Below are 16,551 nucleotides of genomic sequence, written 5' to 3'. Positions count from 1 at the left end.
ACCGGCTTGTTCCGCCGCGGTCCTTACTCGAGCTGCTGCTGCGCCAGGTCGCGCAGACGTCGTGTCTGCGCCTCCCGCTCGGCTCGGTCCTGCTCCTCGTAGGAGCGGCCCGTCGCCCCCGCCACCAGCGCCTTGATCTCGGCCACCGCACCCCGGTCCGCGGCCAGGACCGCTGCGGCGAGGTCGGCGACCGCGCCGTCCAGGTCGGCGCGCGGCACGACGGCGGTGGCCAGACCGATCCGGTCCGCCTCGTCCGCGGCGATGCGCCGGCCGGTGACGCAGATCTCCAGCGCCCGGGAGGGCCCCACCAGCTCGGTGAGCCGTTTGGTGCCGCCGAGGTCGGGAACCAGGCCGAGAGTCACCTCCGCCATGGAGAACCGGGCGTCGTCGGCGAGCACGCGCATGTCGCAGTTGAGTGCGAGCTGGAATCCGGCGCCGATGGCGTGACCCTGCACGGCCGCGATGGTGACCAGCGACGGCCGCCGTAACCATGTGAAGGCTTCCTGGAAGCCGGCAATCCGATCCGCGCACTCTTCGGGTGACAAGCGCGCCAGGACAGGCAACGAAGAATCGCCCTCGCCACGCGCGACCGACAAGTCGAGTCCGGCGGAAAAAGCGCGTCCCGCGCCTCGGACAATGACGACTCGCACGTCGCCGGGCATTTTCCGGGAAATGTCGGCGAGCTCGAGCCACATGGACGGCGTCTGCGCATTGAGCACATCGGGCCGGTCCAACGTCACCGTCGCGACCGGCCCGTCCTGCTCATACCGAACACCGGCCTCGGATTCGAAGGCTGCGCTGGTCGTCACGCCTTCTTACGACGACGGGCGCCGCCCCGCTGACGCAGCTGCACGCCCGACTCGGTGAGCACGCGGTGCACGAATCCGTACGACCGTCCGGTGGATGCGGCGAGCGCGCGAATGCTCTCGCCCGAGGTGTAGCGCTTCACCAGGTCCTTGGCGAGCGTCTGGCGCTCGCTTCCGACGATTCGACGACCCTTCTCAGTGCTGGTGGCTGTGCCCGTGGCTGCCATGTTGAATCCTCACGTCCCAGACTGTGCGGTTCGATACGGTCCCACCTATTAGACCGCCTCCAACGATCATGCGCTAGGTATCTCGGCTCGCCGAGCGTGCCCATTTATCAGTGTCAGGAACTTGACGGTCACCACGGACATCAATGTCAGACAGATGGGGTACGGGCCCCGCCGGGCACCCCGGAAGGGCCTCCGCGACCCTTTGCCGGGCGGTTACCCGTGAAGCCGGCCGCGGCGCCCCCAGGTCGATCAAGGCGAGTTGACCTGCGTAAACATCATCGGCCCCCGGGGCGGACAACGATGTCACGCAGCGTCTAACGCTCGTTCACCCTGGGGCGTGATCCGGGGTCAGAACGGGGACGCTCGACCGGCCGGGAGGGGCATAGAGGGGCCGGAGCACCGCTCGGCGCCCGGACGATGTCGCACTGTCTGTGTGGGCACCAGTTGACAACTGACGATGCCCATGATCCCCGATCAATCCGGCCTCCGCACCCCGCCACGGCCGGCAAGCCGGGCCGCCCAACGTCGGCCGAGGCAAGCCGGGCCGCCCAAGCCCGACCAAGGCAAACCGGGCCGCCCAAGCCCGACCAAGGCAAACCGGGCCGCCCAAGCCCGACCAAGGCAAGCCGGGCAAGAGCCGGGGACAAGGGGAAACGAGGCTCGGGCAGTCAGCGCCGATCTGGGCGGAGGGCTCAGGCCCGGACGAGGGGCCGAACGAGAGGGGCCAGACGAGAAGGTAGCCGGAAGAGACAGGGCCCACCCAAGAGGGCCGCCCACGAGCGACCCGGCCACGAGCGACCCGGCCACGAGCGACCCGGCCACGAGGGGGCCGGCCAGGAGGGGGCCGGCCGTGAAGGGGGCCGGCCAGGAGGGGGCCGGCCAGGAGGGGGCCGGCAAGGAGGAGACCGGCCGTGAAGGGCCGGACGAGACGGGCCGGCCAAGAAAGACCCGACGCAAGGGAGGGGCCGGCGAGACCGCCGCCGATCACGCCAGCTCGACGAGCTCCAGCAGATCGTCGCTCCACGCGTCCTCGTCACCGTCCGGCAGCAGGATCGCCCGGTCCGGCTTCAGCGCCTGCACCGCCCCCGCATCATGCGTGACCAGCACGATCGCCCCCGGGTAGTTGGCGATCGCGTCCAGGACCTGCTCGCGGCTGACCGGGTCGAGGTTGTTCGTGGGTTCGTCGAGCAGCAGCACGTTCGCGCCCGAGCAGACCAGCGTGGCCAGGGCCAGCCGCGTCTTCTCGCCGCCCGAGAGCACGCCCGCCGGCTTGTCCACGTCGTCGCCCGAGAAGAGGAACGCGCCGAGGATCTTTCGCAGCTCCGTGTCGGTCTGCTCGGCGGCGGCGCTGCGCATGTGCTCCAGGATGGTGCGGTCCACGTCCAGGGTTTCGTGCTCCTGGGCGTAGTAGCCGAGCCGCAGGCCGTGCCCGGGGCGTACCTCGCCGGTGTCGGAGTCGAGCAGGCCGCCGAGGATGCGCAGCAGCGTGGTCTTGCCGGCGCCGTTGAGGCCCAGGATCGCCACCCGGGAGCCCCGGTCGACCGCCACGTCCACGTCGGCGAAGATCTCCAGCGAGCCGTAGGACTTCGACAGGCCGACCGCCGTCAGCGGCGTCTTGCCGCACGGGGCGGGACTGGGGAACCGCACCTTGGCGACCTTGTCGGAGACGCGTGCCTCCTCGAGGCCGCCGAGCAGCTTCTCGGCGCGGCGGGCCATGTTCTGCGCGGCGACCGTCTTGGTGGCCTTGGCGCGCATCTTGTCGGCCTGCGCCATCAGGGCGCCCGCCTTCTTCTCCGCGTTGGCGCGTTCACGGCGCCGGCGGCGTTCGTCGGTCTCGCGCTGTTCCAGGTACGTCTTCCAGCCCACGTTGTAGACGTCGATGACGGACCGGTTGGCGTCGAGGTACCAGACCTTGTTGACGGCCGCCTCGAGCAGCGACACGTCGTGGCTGATCACCACCAGGCCGCCCTTGTGCTGGGCCATGTAGCCGCGCAGCCAGGTGATGGAGTCGGCGTCGAGGTGGTTGGTGGGCTCGTCGAGCAGCAGGATGCCCTTACCGTTCTGGCCGGAGTTGGCGAACAGGATCCGGGCGAGCTCGATGCGGCGGCGCTGACCCCCGGAGAGGGTGCCGATGGTCTGGGCCAGGGCACGGTCGGGCAGGCCGAGGTTGGCGCAGATCCGGGCGGCCTCGGCCTCGGCGGCGTACCCGCCCAGGCTGGCGAACTGGTCCTCGAGCTGCCCGTAACGCCGGATGAGCTTCTCGTCGGTGCTCTCCTCGAGCTCGACCTCCAGCTTCTGCATCTCGGCGAGGATGCTGTCGAGCCCGCGGGCCGACAGCACGCGGTCGCGCGCGGTGACGTTCAGGTCGCCGGTGCGGGGGTCCTGGGGCAGATAGCCCACTTCACTCGTACGGGTGACCTCCCCCGCGTACGGCTGACCCTCGCCGGCCAGGACCTTGAGCGACGTGGTCTTGCCGGCGCCGTTGCGGCCGACGAGGCCGATCCGGTCGCCCGGCTGGACCCGCAGGGTGGTCGGGGACAGCAGGATCCGGGCGCCGGCGCGAAGTTCGAGTCCGGTGGCGGTAATCATGAGGAAGCGTCTCGCTCTCGGGGAAGGGCTGGCTCAGGCACACGGAGGCGCCGGCCGGTATATCACACGGTCGGCGCGGGGCAGGTCAGCCTTCGCAGAGCAGCACCGGGCAATTGTACCGGGCGCCCCGAGCGGCCTCCCACCCGATTAGCGGGCAAGATCATCGGGTACACGCCCCTGCACACGTGCCGAGCGCGCGGGCCCCGTGCCCGGAAGGACGAAGATGGAACTCAACGAGAACGCCAGGATCGACACGAGCCAGATCGACGACCAGCGTTCCGGCGGTGGCGGCGGTGGCGGCTTCGGCGGCCTGCCCATCGGGGGCGGCGGCCTGACCGGCATCGTCGTCACGGTGCTCATCGCCCTGGTGGGCGGCTACTTCGGCATCAACGGGCTGAGTGGGGGCGGCGGGTCACCGCAGACCGGCGACAACACCTCGCTGCAGCAGGAGTGCTCGCAGTCGGACGCCGTCAAGCAGCTCGACTGCCGCAACGCGCTCTTCGTGAACTCGATCCAGGACTACTGGGCCGACGCCTTCCCGCAGAACTTCGGTGACCCGTACAAGCCTTCGAAGACCGTGTTCTTCGCGAACAACGTGCGTACCGGTTGCGGCGCCGCGGACTCCGGCACCGGCCCGTTCTACTGCCCCGCCGACGACCGGGTCTACATCGATCTGACGTTCTACCGCCTCCTGGCCGACCAGCTCGGCGCGCCGGGTGAGTTCGCCCAGCCGTACGTGCTGGCCCACGAGTACGGGCACCACATCCAGGACCTCGCCGGCACCGAGGCGTCGATGCGCCGCGAGCAGGAACGCAACCCGGGCGACGCGAACAAGCTCTCGGTGAAGCTGGAGCTGCAGGCGGACTGCTACGCGGGCGTGTGGGCGAAGAACGCCACCGGCACCGACGACGCCGGCGGCCAGAAGATCTTCAAGAGCATCACCCAGCAGGACATCCAGGAGGGCCTGGACACCGCCAGCAAGATCGGTGACGACACCCTGCAGCAGCGCAGCGGCGGCTCGATCAACCCGGCCGAGTTCACCCACGGCACCAGCGCCCAGCGGCAGCACTGGTTCAGCCAGGGCTACGAGAGCGGCTCGCCCAAGAACTGCGACACGTTCGCCGCCGGCGCGGTCTCCTGACCCCGAGCCACGATATCGAGTTGCCCGGCCGTGGCGGTGCGCCCCACCATGGCCGGGTGACCGTACTGAGCCTGCCGAAGACGACCGCTGCCGCCGCTCCCGTCCGGGACGCGCGACAGCAGCGTGTCCCCGGCGGCCCGGCGGTCCCCGTACCCGTGTCATGACGGCCGCGTTCCTGGCCGGCGTGGTCGCCGGCTACGGCGTCGCCGTGCCCGTCGGCGCGATCGCCGTGCTCATCGCCGGGCTCAGCGCCCGCACGTCGCTGCGGGTGGGCGCCGCCGCCGGCCTCGGAGCCGCCACGGCGGACGGCATCTACGCCCTGGTCGCCGTGCTCGGCGGCGCGGCCCTGGCGGGAGCCATCGCGCCGGTCGCCACTCCCCTGCGCTGGGCCGCGGCGGGCGTCCTGCTCGTCCTCGCGGCGCACACCGCCTGGTCGGCGTTGCGCAGGCCGGCGGCCGTCCGCGAGACGGACCGGACCACACCCGCGGGCGCCTACCTGGGCATCCTCGGCCTGACCCTGCTCAACCCGGCGACGGTCGTCTACTTCGCGGCGCTCGTGCTGGGCCGCGGGGGTACGGGCGGCGGCACGTGGTTCGTCGTCGGGGCCTTCCTCGCCTCGGCGAGCTGGCAGCTGCTCATCGCGGGCAGCGGCTCCCTGGTGGGCCGCTTCCTGACCGGCCCGCGAGCCCGGGTCGTGACCGCACTGATCTCGAGCGCCGTGATCGCCGTCCTGGCCGTCGGCCTGGTGGTGTGACGAAGCGGGTGTGGAACCTCAGACCCCGAGGTGGTCCACGAGGTTGTACCCGTCGAGGACCAGCTCGCCCGAGGAACCGCCGAAGCGGGTGATCGAGGCGTTGCGGACCGCGCCGGCACGGGCCACCGCGGCCACGTCGTCCCAGTCCAGGCCTTCGATCACGGCCCGCGTCATCAGCACCACGGAGTCGTGCGCGACCACGATCACCCGCTTGCCGGCATGGTCGCGGTTCAGGTCGTCCAGGAAGGACGACACCCGTTTGGCGACGTCCTCGAAGGTCTCGCCGTTCGGCGGACGGTACCGGTACTCCCCGGCCGCTTCCAGGCGGCCGGGCTCGTCCGGGTACCGCTGCGCGATCGCGGCCCTGGTGAGCATCTCCAGGTCGCCGAGGAGCCGGTCGACCAGCCGGTCGTCGGTGCGGGGAGCGGGCAGGTCCAGGCCGGATGTCTCCGCGGCGATCCGCCACGTCTCGCGGGCGCGCAGGTACGGCGAGGTGATCACCACCTCGGGCACCTCGTCCGCCGGACGCGTGGCCAGCCAGCGGCCCAGGGCCTGCGCCTGCTCCGTACCGACGTCGGTCAGCGCCACATCGGCGTCGCGGCCGGTGAGCCCGGACTCCAGCCGTCCCGCCGCGTCCGCCTCGGGAAACGCCACGTTGGAGGCGCTCTGCCCGTGCCGGACCAGGATCAGCTGCGAAACCACATTCACGATCAAGGACCTTATCCCGTACGCGCAGAGCTCACGGGTCGCGAACCAGGATCCGAACGGCGCGGGCCTGGGCCACGGCCTCCTCGAGGACCGCCCGGCGCGGCTCGGGCACGTCGAGGAAGCGCTCATGCCGTATCCGCAGCAGCGGGGCCAGGCTCGGGGCGGCGAGGATCGCGTCCACCGCGGTACGGTCGCCGCCGGTGACCAGGGTCCTCAGCGTGCGGACCTCAGGGAGCAGCAGGCGTTCCGCGATGGCCGAGCCGTCCGCGGCCGCGGCCCTGGCCTGGTTGTCGCGGCGCCGGGCGAACCGCTGCTGGGACCACCCGCCCGCCGCCGTGCGGCCCTGGACGTAGTGCGTGTCGACCTTCGAGGTGAGCAGCGTCGCGCCGTGGGCCACACCGGCCGCCACGGCGCCCTTGCGAGCCAGCAGCAACCCGATCCGGCGCGGCTGTCCCGCCTGCTCCCGCAGGGCGTCGAGGTCGTGCACCGGCGGGGCACCGGGCGGCGGGAACAACTCGGCCGTCGCGCCGTCCGTACCCGTCAGCACCAGGCCCTGGGCAGTGTGACCACCGTGGCGGGACGCGAAGTTCTCCACCCAGCGGTCCAGGCGCTCCGGCGGCACGTCCACCCACCGTCCTCCACCGGCCGCGGGTCGAGCGCTCATGCCGCTCACCCTACGGTGGCATGATCCGGCTCATGACCCGACCGCTCCCCGACGAGCTCCTCGAGAGGCTCGTACGCACCTTCAGCGCCGCCCGGGAGCCGGAACGCGCCGTGCAGGCCGCCGCCTACATGCGCGACCAGTTCCCGTTCCTCGGTTTCACCGCCGCGACCCAGCGGGCCCTGGCCCGCACCGTGGTGGACGGCCTGCCCGCCCCCAGCGAGGACGAGCTGAGGACGGTGGCGCTGGCGTGCTGGGACCTGCCGGAGCGCGAATATCAGTACTTCGCGTGCGACTGGCTGCGCAAGCACGTGGCGGTGCCCGGGCCGGACTTCCTCGCGACGGCACGCACCCTGATCACCACGAGGCCCTGGTGGGACACGGTGGACGCGCTGGCGACCCGGTTCGTCGGCGGGCTCGTCGCCCGCCATCGGAGGCTCACGGCGGAGATGGACGCCTGGGTGGCGGACGACGACCTCTGGCTCGTGCGTACGGCGATCCTGCACCAGTTGCACTACGGGCCGGCGACGGACACGGAACGGCTGTTCGGATACTGCACGCGGCAGGCGGGTCACCGCGACTTCTTCGTGCGCAAGGCCATCGGGTGGGCGCTGCGGCACTACGCCCGCACGGACCCCGACGCGGTGCGCGACTACCTGTCCCGCCACCGCGACCTCCTCTCCCCCCTGTCGCTGCGAGAGGCGCGCAAGCACCTCTGACCGCGCTCAGCCGCCCGGCGCCCAGGTGAGCAGCTCGTCCACCACCGTGCGGTCCCCCGTGACGGTCACCTGCTCGGCGCCGACCCGGCGGAAGAGGAACAGCAGCAGGTCGCTGGCCGACGCGCGGATCGTGGCGACGGGTTCGCCGCTCGGCGCGGGATCGGCCTGCGCGCCGGCCGGGGTCAGGTCGAGCAGCCAGGTCGGCCCCTCCACCGCGGACAGCGCGAGCCGGGCCGGCCGGTGCGGCCACGGCCCGAGGCTGCCCAGGCCCACCACGAGGAACTCCTCGACGGCGTCCACGGCGATCGCGGCCGGCACGGGCTCCGCGCTGCCGCTTGCCTCCTGGGCGTCGTACGTGTGCACGGCCGCCTCCTGCACCTGGTGACGCGCCACCGCGCCAGCGGTCATCGGCGCGTCGGAGGCGCCCCACCACGTCCAGCACTCCCCGTCCGGCGGGGCGGCGCGCAGCGCGTCGAGCAGCAGGCGGGTCGACTCCGCGGACCAGTCGAGCAGGTCACCGTGCGGGGTGCGGTCACCGATCGCCTCCTCGGCCGGCGGCGCCTCGGCCGGCCCGGCCGCGACGGTCACCGCCCAGAAGCGGTGAACGGCGCCGAGGTGGGCGACGAGGTCGTGCACCGTCCACGCCGGGCAGCCCGGGACCTTCGCCCCGGGATCGGCCGCGGCGACGGCCGCCCGGAAGGCGGTCGCCCGTTCGTCGATCAGCTCCAGCAGGTCCCGATACGGCGGAATCCGAGTCATGCCCGTTGTCTACCACCCACCCCCGACAGAATCGGGTGGACGCATGCGAAAGCCGCCAGGCGATGGAACGACCTGGCGGCTCTGCGGTGACCCGTACGGTCAGACGTTGAAGCCGAGCGCGCGGAGCTGCTCGCGGCCCTCGTCCGTGATCTTGTCGGGGCCCCACGGCGGGAGCCACACCCAGTTGATGCGGAAGTCCTTCACGAGGCCGCCGCCCGGGCCGGTGGTCAGCGCCTGGCGGGTCTGGTCCTCGATCACGTCCGTCAGCGGGCAGGCTGCCGACGTCAGCGTCATGTCGAGCGTCGCCACGTTGTCGTCGTCGACGTGCGTGTCGTAGACGAGGCCGAGGTCGACTACGTTGATGCCCAGCTCGGGGTCGACGACGTCCTTCATCGCCTCCTCGATGTCGGCGACGCTGGCCTTCGCACCCCCGGCGGCGCCGGCAGCGACCCCGGCAGCCGCGTCGGCAGGGGCCGCCGGGGCATCCGGGCCGGCGTGGGCCGTCGAGGTCGAGGACGTAGCGTCGTCCGGCCCGGCGGTGTCCGCCGCGTCCGAGGCGATCTGTTCCACGGTTCTGTCCGTCATGCCTTCACCTCCGGGGTAATTCCCACACCCGCACGCGCGGCCGCGTCCTTGAATGCCATCCAGGGTAGGAGTGCGCACTTCACCCGGGCCGGGTACTTCGCCACACCGGCGAACGCGATGCCGTCGCCGAGGACGTCCTCGTCCGGCTCCACCTGGCCACGGCCCTGCATCAGTTCGAGGAACGCCTCGTGGATCGCGAAGGCCTCGGAGGCCGGGCGGCCGCGGAGGAGCTCGTGCAGGACCGACGCCGACGCCTGGCTGATCGAGCAGCCCATGCCGTCGTACGAGATGTCCGAGAGGTCGCTGGTCACCCGGATGGTGATCTCGTCGCCGCAGGTGGGGTTCACGTGGTGCGCCTCGCCCTGGTACGGGTCTCGCAGGCCGCGTCCGTGCGGGTGCTTGTAGTGGTCCAGGATGATGTCCTGGTAGAGCTGGTCGATCATCAGGCGAACACCTTCCGCACCTGCTCCAGACCGCGCGCGAGAGCGTCGATCTCGTCGGTCGTCGTGTACAGGTAGAACGAGGCGCGGGTCATCGCGGGCACCCCGAACCGCGTGCACACCGGGCGCGCGCAGTGGTGGCCCACGCGCACCTCGACGCCGAGGCTGTCGAGGATCTGTCCGACGTCGTGGGGATGTACCCCGTCCACCTCGAACGACACCGTGCCGCCGCGGCCTTCCGGCGTGGCGGGGCCGAAGATGCGCACGCCGGGAACGTCGGTCAGGGCCTTCAACGCGTACGCGGTGATCTCCTGCTCGTGCCGGTGGACGTTCTCCATGCCGAGCGCGGTGAGGTAGTCCACGGCCGCGCCCAGCCCGATGGCCTGGGTGATCGGCGGGGTGCCGCCCTCGAAGCGCGCGGGCGGCGGCGCGAACGTCGTGCCGCCCAGGGTGACCGTCTCGATGGTGGAACCGCCCGCGAGGAACGGTGGCATCGACTCGAGCAGCGACATGCGGCCCCACAGGACGCCGATGCCGGTCGGGCCGAGCATCTTGTGGCCGGTGAACGCGATGAAGTCCGCGCCGAGATCCGTCACGTTCACGGGGAAGTGCGGCACCGACTGGGAGCAGTCGAGCATGACCAGGGCGCCGACCTCGTGCGCACGGGCGACGATGCGCGACGGGTCGTTGATCGTGCCGAGGATGTTCGACATGTGCACGACGGACACGAGCTTGGTCCGCTCGTTGACGAGCTCCGCGAGCGAGGACTCGTCGAGGCGGCCCTCGTCGGTGACGCCGAACCAGCGCAGCGTGGCGCCGGTGCGCTGGCACAGCAGCTGCCACGGCACCAGGTTGGAGTGGTGCTCCATCTCGGAGACGACGATCTCGTCACCCGGGCCCAGCCCGAGGAAGTCCCCCGCCGTCCAGGCGACCAGGTTGATCGCCTCGGTGGAGTTCTTGGTGAAGACCACCTCGTCCGGCGAGGGCGCCCCGATGAACGCGCCGACCTTCGCGCGCGCCTCCTCGTAGGCGGTCGTGGACTCGGTGCCCAGAGTGTGCACCGAGCGCGACACGTTGCCGTTGTGCCGTTCCTGGTGGTCGCGCATGGCGTCGATCACCTGGCGCGGCTTCTGCGAGGTGTTGGCGCTGTCCAGGTAGACCAACGGGTGCCCGTTGATCTCCCGGCCCAGGATCGGGAAGTCGGCTCGAACCCGGGCCACGTCGAAGGTCATCTCGGTCTCCTCGTCGGCGAGCGTGGATCAGGCGCGGGCGCCGGCCACGTACCGCTCGTAGCCCTCGGCCTCGAGCTGCTCGGCGAGCTCGGGGCCACCCTCCTGAACGATCTTGCCGGCCACGAAGACGTGCACGAAGTCCGGCTTGATGTAGCGCAGGATGCGGGTGTAGTGGGTGATCAGCAGCAGGCCGGTCTCGCCGGTCTCGCGGACCCGGTTGACGCCCTCGCTGACGATGCGCAGCGCGTCGATGTCGAGGCCGGAGTCGGTCTCGTCGAGGATCGCGATCTTCGGCTTCAGCAACTCGAGCTGCATGATCTCGTGCCGCTTCTTCTCACCGCCGGAGAAGCCCTCGTTGACGTTGCGCTGCGCGAACGCCGGGTCCATCTGCAGCTTCTCCATGGCGCCGCGCAGCTCGCCGGCCCAGGTCCGCAGCTTCGGCGCCTCGCCGTCGATCGCGGTCTTGGCCGTACGCAGGAAGTTGGCCACCGAGACACCGGGGACCTCGACCGGGTACTGCATCGCCAGGAAGAGGCCGGCGCGGGCGCGCTCGTCGACGCTCATCGCCAGCACGTCCTCGCCGTCGAGGGTGACCGTGCCGCCGGTGATCTCGTACTTGGGGTGGCCCGCGATGGAGTACGCCAGGGTGGACTTGCCGGAGCCGTTGGGGCCCATGATGGCGTGGGTCTCGCCCGCTCGGACGGTGAGGTCGACCCCGGCCAGGATCGGCTTCAGCTCGCCCTCGGGCAGCTTGACCGACACCTGCAGGTCGCGGATCTCCAGGGTGCTCACGGCATTACTCCATTACTCGGTGTCGTCGAAACGTAGATGTCGCCGTCGCGGATCTCGACGGGGAAGGTCGCCACCGGCTCGGTGGCGGGCAGGCCGGAGGGTGCACCGGTACGCAGGTCGAAGCGCGAGCCGTGCAGCCAGCACTCCAGGGTGCAGCCCTCGACCTCGCCCTCGGAGAGGGCGACGGACGCGTGGCTGCACTCGTCGCGTACGGCGTAGAAGTTGTCGTCGTCCGCGTGCACGACCGCGACGTCGACGCCGTCCACCTCGACGGAGATCGCCGCGCCCTTCGCCACGTCGGCGGCCGGCCCGACAAGCTCGAACGCCATGGCTCAGGCCCCCGCCTTCGCCAGCCGGGCCTCGATCGCGTCGCCCAGCCGCTCGCGCAGCTCCTCGACCGGGATCTTGTTGACCAGCTCGGCGAAGAAGCCGCGGACGACCAGCTTGCGGGCCTCGAACTCGGGGATGCCGCGGGCCATCAGGTAGAACAGCTGCTCGTCGTCGAAGCGGCCGGTCGCGCTGGCGTGGCCCGCCCCGGCGACCTCGCCGGTCTCGATCTCGAGGTTGGGCACCGAGTCGGCCCGGGCCCCGTCGGTCAGCACCAGGTTGCGGTTGATCTCGTACGTCTCCGTGCCGGTCGCCGCAGCCCGGATGAGCACGTCACCGACCCAGACGGTGTGCGCGGACGCACCCTGCAGCGCCCCGCGGTAGCCGACGTAGCTGCGGCAGTCCGGCACGCTGTGGTCGACCAGCTGACGGTGCTCGAGGTGCTGGCCGGCGTCGGCGAAGTACAGGCCCCAGAGCTCGGCGTCGCCGCCGCGGCCCGCGTAGTCGACCGACGTGAACTGCCGGACCAGGTCGCCGCCGAGGGCGACCTGCACGTGCTGGGCCCGGGCGTCCTTGCCGACCTTGAACTTGACGTGCTGCGCCTGCACCGAGCCGGCGTCCCACTCGGCGATCGTGACGAAGGTCAGCTGGGCGCTGTCGCCCAGGACGACCTCGATGTTGTCCGCGAGGGTCGCCGTGCCGGTCTGCTCCAGCACGATGGTGACCTTGGCGAAGTTGCCGACCCGGACGTACGTCCGCGCCGCCGCGGCCTCGCCGCCCTGCCCCACGACCCGGATGACGGCCGGGGTGTCGGTGACCGTCTCCGGTGCGACGTCGATCAGCGTGACCGCCGCGGCCGACCCGTACGCCAGGGCGCTGATCCGGTCGAACGGGGTGAGCACGGGGTCGACCTTGCCCGCGTCGACCTGGGCCACCGAGACGCCCGCCGGCAGGTCGCCCGGGGCATACCCGGGCGCCGCACCGGAGAGCGAGGTCGCCGTGATCAGGGCGCCGAGCCGCTTGATCGGGGTGAAGCGCCACTCCTCCTCCAGGCCGTTGACGGCCGGGAAGTCGGTGACGTCGAAGGAACGCAGCACCTGCGACTTGGTGCTCGGCGGGGCCATGGCCTCGGTAGTCATCTCGTCCTTGTTCTCAGTCGTTGCAAAGGCCAGGAGTGGGCGCGGCGGTCAGCCGACGGCCCCTTCCATCTGGAGCTCGATGAGGCGGTTGAGCTCGAGGGCGTACTCCATCGGGAGCTCCTTGGCGATGGGCTCGATGAAGCCGCGCACGATCATCGCCATGGCCTCGTCCTCGGTCAGGCCCCGGCTCATCAGGTAGAAGAGCTGGTCCTCGCTGACCTTGGAGACGGTCGCCTCGTGGCCCATGTTGACGTCGTCCTCGCGGATGTCGACGTACGGGTACGTGTCCGAGCGCGAGATCGTGTCGACGAGCAGCGCGTCGCACTTGACCGTGCTGGCGCTGTGGTGCGAGCCGTCCATGACCTGCACCAGGCCCCGGTACGACGTACGGCCGCCGCCGCGCGCGATCGACTTGCTGACGATCGTCGACGACGTGTACGGCGCCGCGTGCACCATCTTGGCGCCGGCGTCCTGGTGCTGGCCCTCGCCGGCCATCGCGACGCTCAGCACCTCGCCCTTGGCGTGCGGGCCGGTCATGTAGACGGCCGGGTACTTCATCGTCACCTTGGAGCCGATGTTGCCGTCGATCCACTCCATGGTCGCGCCCTCTTCGCAGGTGGCGCGCTTGGTGACCAGGTTGTACACGTTGTTCGACCAGTTCTGGATGGTCGTGTACCGGCAGCGGGCGTTCTTCTTGACGATGATCTCGACGACCGCGCTGTGCAGCGAGTCGGACGAGTAGATCGGCGCGGTGCAGCCCTCGACGTAGTGCACGTACGCACCCTCGTCGACGATGATCAGCGTCCGCTCGAACTGGCCCATGTTCTCGGTGTTGATCCGGAAGTACGCCTGCAGCGGGATCTCCACCTGCACGCCCTTCGGCACGTAGATGAACGAGCCGCCGGACCACACGGAGGTGTTCAGCGCGGCGAACTTGTTGTCGCCGACCGGGATCACCGTGCCGAAGTACTCCTTGAAGATGTCCTCGTGCTCCTTGAGGGCCGTGTCGGTGTCGAGGAAGACGACGCCCTGCTCCTCGAGGTCCTCACGGATCTTGTGGTAGACGACCTCGGACTCGTACTGCGCCGCGACGCCGGCCACGAGGCGCTGCTTCTCCGCCTCGGGGATGCCCAGCTTGTCGTACGTCGCCTTGATGTCCTCGGGCAGGTCCTCCCAGCTCTGGGCCTGCTTCTCGGTGGAGCGCACGAAGTACTTGATGTTCTGGAAGTCGATGCCGGTGAGGTCGGCGCCCCAGTTCGGCATGGGCTTGCGGTCGAACAGGCGCAGGCCCTTGAGCCGCAGGTCGAGCATCCACTGCGGCTCGTTCTTCTTCGCGGAGATGTCGCGCACCACGGCCTCGGACAGGCCACGCTGCGCGGCAGCGCCGGCCACGTCGGCGTCGGCCCAGCCGTACTCGTACTTGCCAAGAGCGGCCAGGTGCTCTTCCTGAGTGACGATCTGGTCGGTCATTATCCGTTCCTAACCGTGGTGGTTGCTGCAGCGGAGAAGTCTTCAGTCCGTTTTATGGGTGGTCGGGTGGGGCGGTCGGACGGGCACTGCGGGGCGGGGATGTGCGTGGTGCACACCCCGTCGCCGTGCGCGATGGTGGCGAGGCGCTGCACGTGGGTGCCGATGAGCCGCGAGATGACCGCGGTCTCGGCGTCGCACAGCTGGGGGAACTCGGCGGCCACGTGAGCCACCGGGCAGTGGTGCTGGCACAGCTGCCCGCCGGACGCGATCGTGGTCGCGTTGGCAGCGTAGCCCTCGGCGGTCAGCGCCTCGGCGAGCGCCTCCGCCCTGGCGATCGGATCGTCGCCGGCCTCGAGCATCGCCGACCGGCACCGCTCCTCGAGCCCGGTCACCTGGGAGTTGGCGAAGGCCTCGACAGCCTCGGGGCCGCCGTGCTCGGCGATCCAGCGCAGCGCGGCGGTGGCGATGCCGTCGTAGAAGTGCGGGAAGCCCTCCCGGGCCTCGGCGGTGAGCACGAAGGCCTTGGCCGGACGCCCCCGGCCGCGCGGTCCGCGCTGCGGCGTCTCGCGCGCCTCGACGAGGTTGTCGGCGAGCATCGCGTCGAGGTGCTTGCGGATTGCGGCGGGGCTCAGCCCGAGCTGCGCGCCGAGTTCGGCCGCGGTGGCGGCGCCCCGCTCCAGGAGCAATTGCGCAACCCGGTCACGGGTACGCCCGTCCGCGGCCTTACCGTCCGCGGGGGGCTTGCGGGGTCCGGAGGGTGCGCGGGAACCGGCGGCCGCACCGGCCACCTGACTGCTCCGCGACAGCACTCCGTTTTTCACTACGGCAACGTTACGTATTTCGTCGCGCCCCTGCAAACCAGCCGTCCGGTGATCCAGGACACCGCGTCCCCACCGGCCTCGGAAGCACGATCGAATTCGGGCGTACGATGCCGGAGGTGAGCAAGAGCACCCTGCTGAACCGCCTGGCACTCGCGTCCCTGGTCGCCAACGTCGGCCTGGTCGTGACGGGCGCCGCGGTCCGGCTCACCGGCTCGGGCCTCGGCTGCCCCACCTGGCCCCGCTGCACGGACGCGTCCTACACGACGACGCGCGCGATGGGCGTCCACGGCGTCATCGAGTTCGGCAACCGGCTGCTCGGCATCGCCCTCGGCCTGATCGCCCTGGCCACCTTCATCGCGGCGCTGCTGCAGAAGCCGCGCCGCCGCTCGCTGGTCCTGCTGTCGCTCGCGGCCGGCCTCGGCATCCCGGGCCAGGGGGTGATCGGGGGCATCACGGTGCTCACCGACCTCAACCCCTGGGTGGTGGGTCTGCACTTCCTGCTCTCGATGGCGCTGATAGCCGTTACGTGGGCCCTCTGGCAGCGCACCCGGGAGGGCGACGCCCCGGTCCGGCGGCTGGTCGCCCGCCCGCTGCGCCACCTCGCCGCCCTGACCGCCCTGGTCAGCTCGGCGGTGATCATGGTGGGGGTGATCGTGACGGGCAGCGGGCCGCACGCGGGCGACGAGAACGCCAAGCGCAACGGCCTCGACCCGGCGACCATCTCCCAGGCCCACGCTGACCTGGTCTTCCTCCTGATCGGCCTCTCGGTGGCGCTGTGGTTCGCGCTGCGGGCGGTGCACGCGCCGGCCCCGGCGATCCGCGCGGCGGCGCTGTTCGTCGCCGTGGAGCTGTCCCAGGGGCTGATCGGCTTCGTCCAGTACTTCACCCACCTGCCGGTGATCCTGGTGGCGGCCCACATGCTCGGCGCCTGCCTGGTCTGGGTCGCCACGCTGAACGTCCTGTGGCGCCTCCGCGACCGGCCCGCCGGGTCCGCGCCCGGCGACGCCTCCACGGCCGGGCTGCCCCGGGCCGACAACCCGGTCCCGACCTCCGTCGCCTGACGGGACGAGCCGTCAGACGGGTGGCCCCGGTTCCACAGCCGGCAACAGCCGCGCCTTCGCCCCTGATCCGGTCCTCCGCCCGGCTCAGCCGGGCCAGCAGCGGCAGCGAGGGCGACTCGAGGCCCCGGCGCGCAGGGCCTGCATCCCGAGCCGGTTGAGCCGGTCAGAGCCGGTCGTCCGCCCTTCCGCGGAGTCCAGGGCGATCAGCCGCATCCGGGCTGTGACCTCGTCCGCCTTCACGTCGGCATTCTGTCCGGCGGGGTGTCGGGGCTCAGCCACTCCCGCGGAATGAAGGGTGCGCGGGGCCGTTCAGGAGCCGC

18 protein-coding genes are annotated in these 16,551 nt (G+C 71.1%); 4 read left to right on the top strand and 14 right to left on the bottom strand.

What is annotated here, in order from left to right; translation table 11 throughout:
• Nucleotides 1–23 precede the first annotated feature (23 nt).
• From ACIBO8_RS08435 to ACIBO8_RS08425, 3 genes are all read right to left on the bottom strand, one after another.
• Nucleotides 24–809: an enoyl-CoA hydratase/isomerase family protein gene (locus tag ACIBO8_RS08435; RefSeq protein WP_396114449.1), complete on the bottom strand. Its 786-nt coding sequence runs from the start codon at nt 807–809 to the stop codon at nt 24–26.
• Nucleotides 806–1,033, bottom strand: a complete 228-nt coding sequence (locus ACIBO8_RS08430; RefSeq protein WP_015620263.1) for a helix-turn-helix domain-containing protein — start codon at nt 1,031–1,033, stop codon at nt 806–808. The genes ACIBO8_RS08435 and ACIBO8_RS08430 overlap by 4 nt, the downstream gene beginning before the upstream one ends.
• Nucleotides 1,034–2,017: 984 nt before the next feature.
• On the bottom strand, nt 2,018–3,622 hold the full coding sequence (locus ACIBO8_RS08425; protein WP_396114448.1) for an ABC-F family ATP-binding cassette domain-containing protein: 1,605 nt from the start codon (nt 3,620–3,622) through the stop codon (nt 2,018–2,020).
• Between the two features lie 223 nt (nt 3,623–3,845).
• Here ACIBO8_RS08425 and ACIBO8_RS08420 point away from each other — a divergent pair, with 223 nt between their 5' ends.
• The gene (locus ACIBO8_RS08420) at nt 3,846–4,763 is read left to right on the top strand and encodes a neutral zinc metallopeptidase (RefSeq protein ID WP_396114447.1); all 918 of its coding nucleotides are present in this window, start codon (nt 3,846–3,848) and stop codon (nt 4,761–4,763) included.
• Nucleotides 4,764–4,923: 160 nt separating this feature from the next.
• Nucleotides 4,924–5,517, top strand: a complete 594-nt coding sequence (locus tag ACIBO8_RS08415; RefSeq protein WP_396114446.1) for a LysE family transporter — start codon at nt 4,924–4,926, stop codon at nt 5,515–5,517.
• Nucleotides 5,518–5,535: 18 nt separating this feature from the next.
• On the opposite strand, the gene ACIBO8_RS08410 is transcribed toward ACIBO8_RS08415, so the two are convergent.
• The gene (locus ACIBO8_RS08410; RefSeq protein WP_396114445.1) at nt 5,536–6,225 is read right to left on the bottom strand and encodes a histidine phosphatase family protein; all 690 of its coding nucleotides are present in this window, start codon (nt 6,223–6,225) and stop codon (nt 5,536–5,538) included.
• A gap of 31 nt (nt 6,226–6,256) precedes the next feature.
• Nucleotides 6,257–6,889: an acVLRF1 family peptidyl-tRNA hydrolase gene (locus ACIBO8_RS08405; protein WP_396114444.1), complete on the bottom strand. Its 633-nt coding sequence runs from the start codon at nt 6,887–6,889 to the stop codon at nt 6,257–6,259.
• Between the two features lie 32 nt (nt 6,890–6,921).
• On the opposite strand from ACIBO8_RS08405, the gene ACIBO8_RS08400 reads away from it, so the two are divergent.
• Nucleotides 6,922–7,605 carry a DNA alkylation repair protein gene (locus ACIBO8_RS08400; RefSeq protein ID WP_396114443.1) on the top strand — a complete coding sequence of 228 codons (684 nt, stop codon included), beginning with the start codon at nt 6,922–6,924 and terminating at the stop codon, nt 7,603–7,605.
• Between the two features lie 6 nt (nt 7,606–7,611).
• Here ACIBO8_RS08400 and ACIBO8_RS08395 read toward each other — a convergent pair whose 3' ends face one another.
• The 9 genes from ACIBO8_RS08395 to ACIBO8_RS08355 all read right to left on the bottom strand — a co-directional run bounded on the left by ACIBO8_RS08395 (nt 7,612) and on the right by ACIBO8_RS08355 (nt 15,170).
• Nucleotides 7,612–8,364 carry a maleylpyruvate isomerase family mycothiol-dependent enzyme gene (locus ACIBO8_RS08395; protein ID WP_396114442.1) on the bottom strand — a complete coding sequence of 251 codons (753 nt, stop codon included), beginning with the start codon at nt 8,362–8,364 and terminating at the stop codon, nt 7,612–7,614.
• Nucleotides 8,365–8,463: 99 nt separating this feature from the next.
• Nucleotides 8,464–8,949, bottom strand: a complete 486-nt coding sequence (locus tag ACIBO8_RS08390; RefSeq protein ID WP_396114441.1) for a metal-sulfur cluster assembly factor — start codon at nt 8,947–8,949, stop codon at nt 8,464–8,466.
• Complete coding sequence (gene sufU / locus ACIBO8_RS08385; RefSeq protein WP_396114755.1) at nt 8,946–9,395, bottom strand: Fe-S cluster assembly sulfur transfer protein SufU; 450 nt, start codon at nt 9,393–9,395, stop codon at nt 8,946–8,948. Before sufU ends, ACIBO8_RS08390 begins: the two co-directional genes overlap by 4 nt.
• Nucleotides 9,392–10,621 (bottom strand): cysteine desulfurase, encoded by a 1,230-nt coding sequence (locus ACIBO8_RS08380; RefSeq protein WP_396114440.1) that lies wholly within the window; start codon nt 10,619–10,621, stop codon nt 9,392–9,394. Before ACIBO8_RS08380 ends, sufU begins: the two co-directional genes overlap by 4 nt.
• A gap of 27 nt (nt 10,622–10,648) precedes the next feature.
• Nucleotides 10,649–11,413 (bottom strand): Fe-S cluster assembly ATPase SufC, encoded by a 765-nt coding sequence (gene sufC / locus ACIBO8_RS08375; RefSeq protein ID WP_396114439.1) that lies wholly within the window; start codon nt 11,411–11,413, stop codon nt 10,649–10,651.
• Nucleotides 11,410–11,742 carry a non-heme iron oxygenase ferredoxin subunit gene (locus ACIBO8_RS08370; protein ID WP_396114438.1) on the bottom strand — a complete coding sequence of 111 codons (333 nt, stop codon included), beginning with the start codon at nt 11,740–11,742 and terminating at the stop codon, nt 11,410–11,412. The genes sufC and ACIBO8_RS08370 overlap by 4 nt, the downstream gene beginning before the upstream one ends.
• Before the next feature lie 3 nt (nt 11,743–11,745).
• On the bottom strand, nt 11,746–12,879 hold the full coding sequence (gene sufD, locus ACIBO8_RS08365) for a Fe-S cluster assembly protein SufD (protein ID WP_396114437.1): 1,134 nt from the start codon (nt 12,877–12,879) through the stop codon (nt 11,746–11,748).
• 48 nt (nt 12,880–12,927) lie between these two features.
• Nucleotides 12,928–14,349 carry a Fe-S cluster assembly protein SufB gene (sufB, locus tag ACIBO8_RS08360; protein WP_396114436.1) on the bottom strand — a complete coding sequence of 474 codons (1,422 nt, stop codon included), beginning with the start codon at nt 14,347–14,349 and terminating at the stop codon, nt 12,928–12,930.
• Nucleotides 14,349–15,170 carry a helix-turn-helix transcriptional regulator gene (locus ACIBO8_RS08355; RefSeq protein ID WP_396114435.1) on the bottom strand — a complete coding sequence of 274 codons (822 nt, stop codon included), beginning with the start codon at nt 15,168–15,170 and terminating at the stop codon, nt 14,349–14,351. Before ACIBO8_RS08355 ends, sufB begins: the two co-directional genes overlap by 1 nt.
• Nucleotides 15,171–15,286: 116 nt before the next feature.
• Here ACIBO8_RS08355 and ACIBO8_RS08350 point away from each other — a divergent pair, with 116 nt between their 5' ends.
• Nucleotides 15,287–16,231, top strand: coding sequence for a heme A synthase (locus ACIBO8_RS08350; RefSeq protein ID WP_396114434.1), 945 nt, complete (start codon nt 15,287–15,289; stop codon nt 16,229–16,231).
• Nucleotides 16,232–16,551: the final 320 nt, after the last annotated feature.

It is taken from the genome of Actinoplanes sp. NPDC049681, from assembly GCF_044465265.1.
Classification (GTDB): domain Bacteria; phylum Actinomycetota; class Actinomycetes; order Mycobacteriales; family Micromonosporaceae; genus Actinoplanes.
The sequence above is the reverse complement of the archived record's forward strand: the minus strand, read 5'-3'. Positions and strand labels throughout refer to the sequence as shown.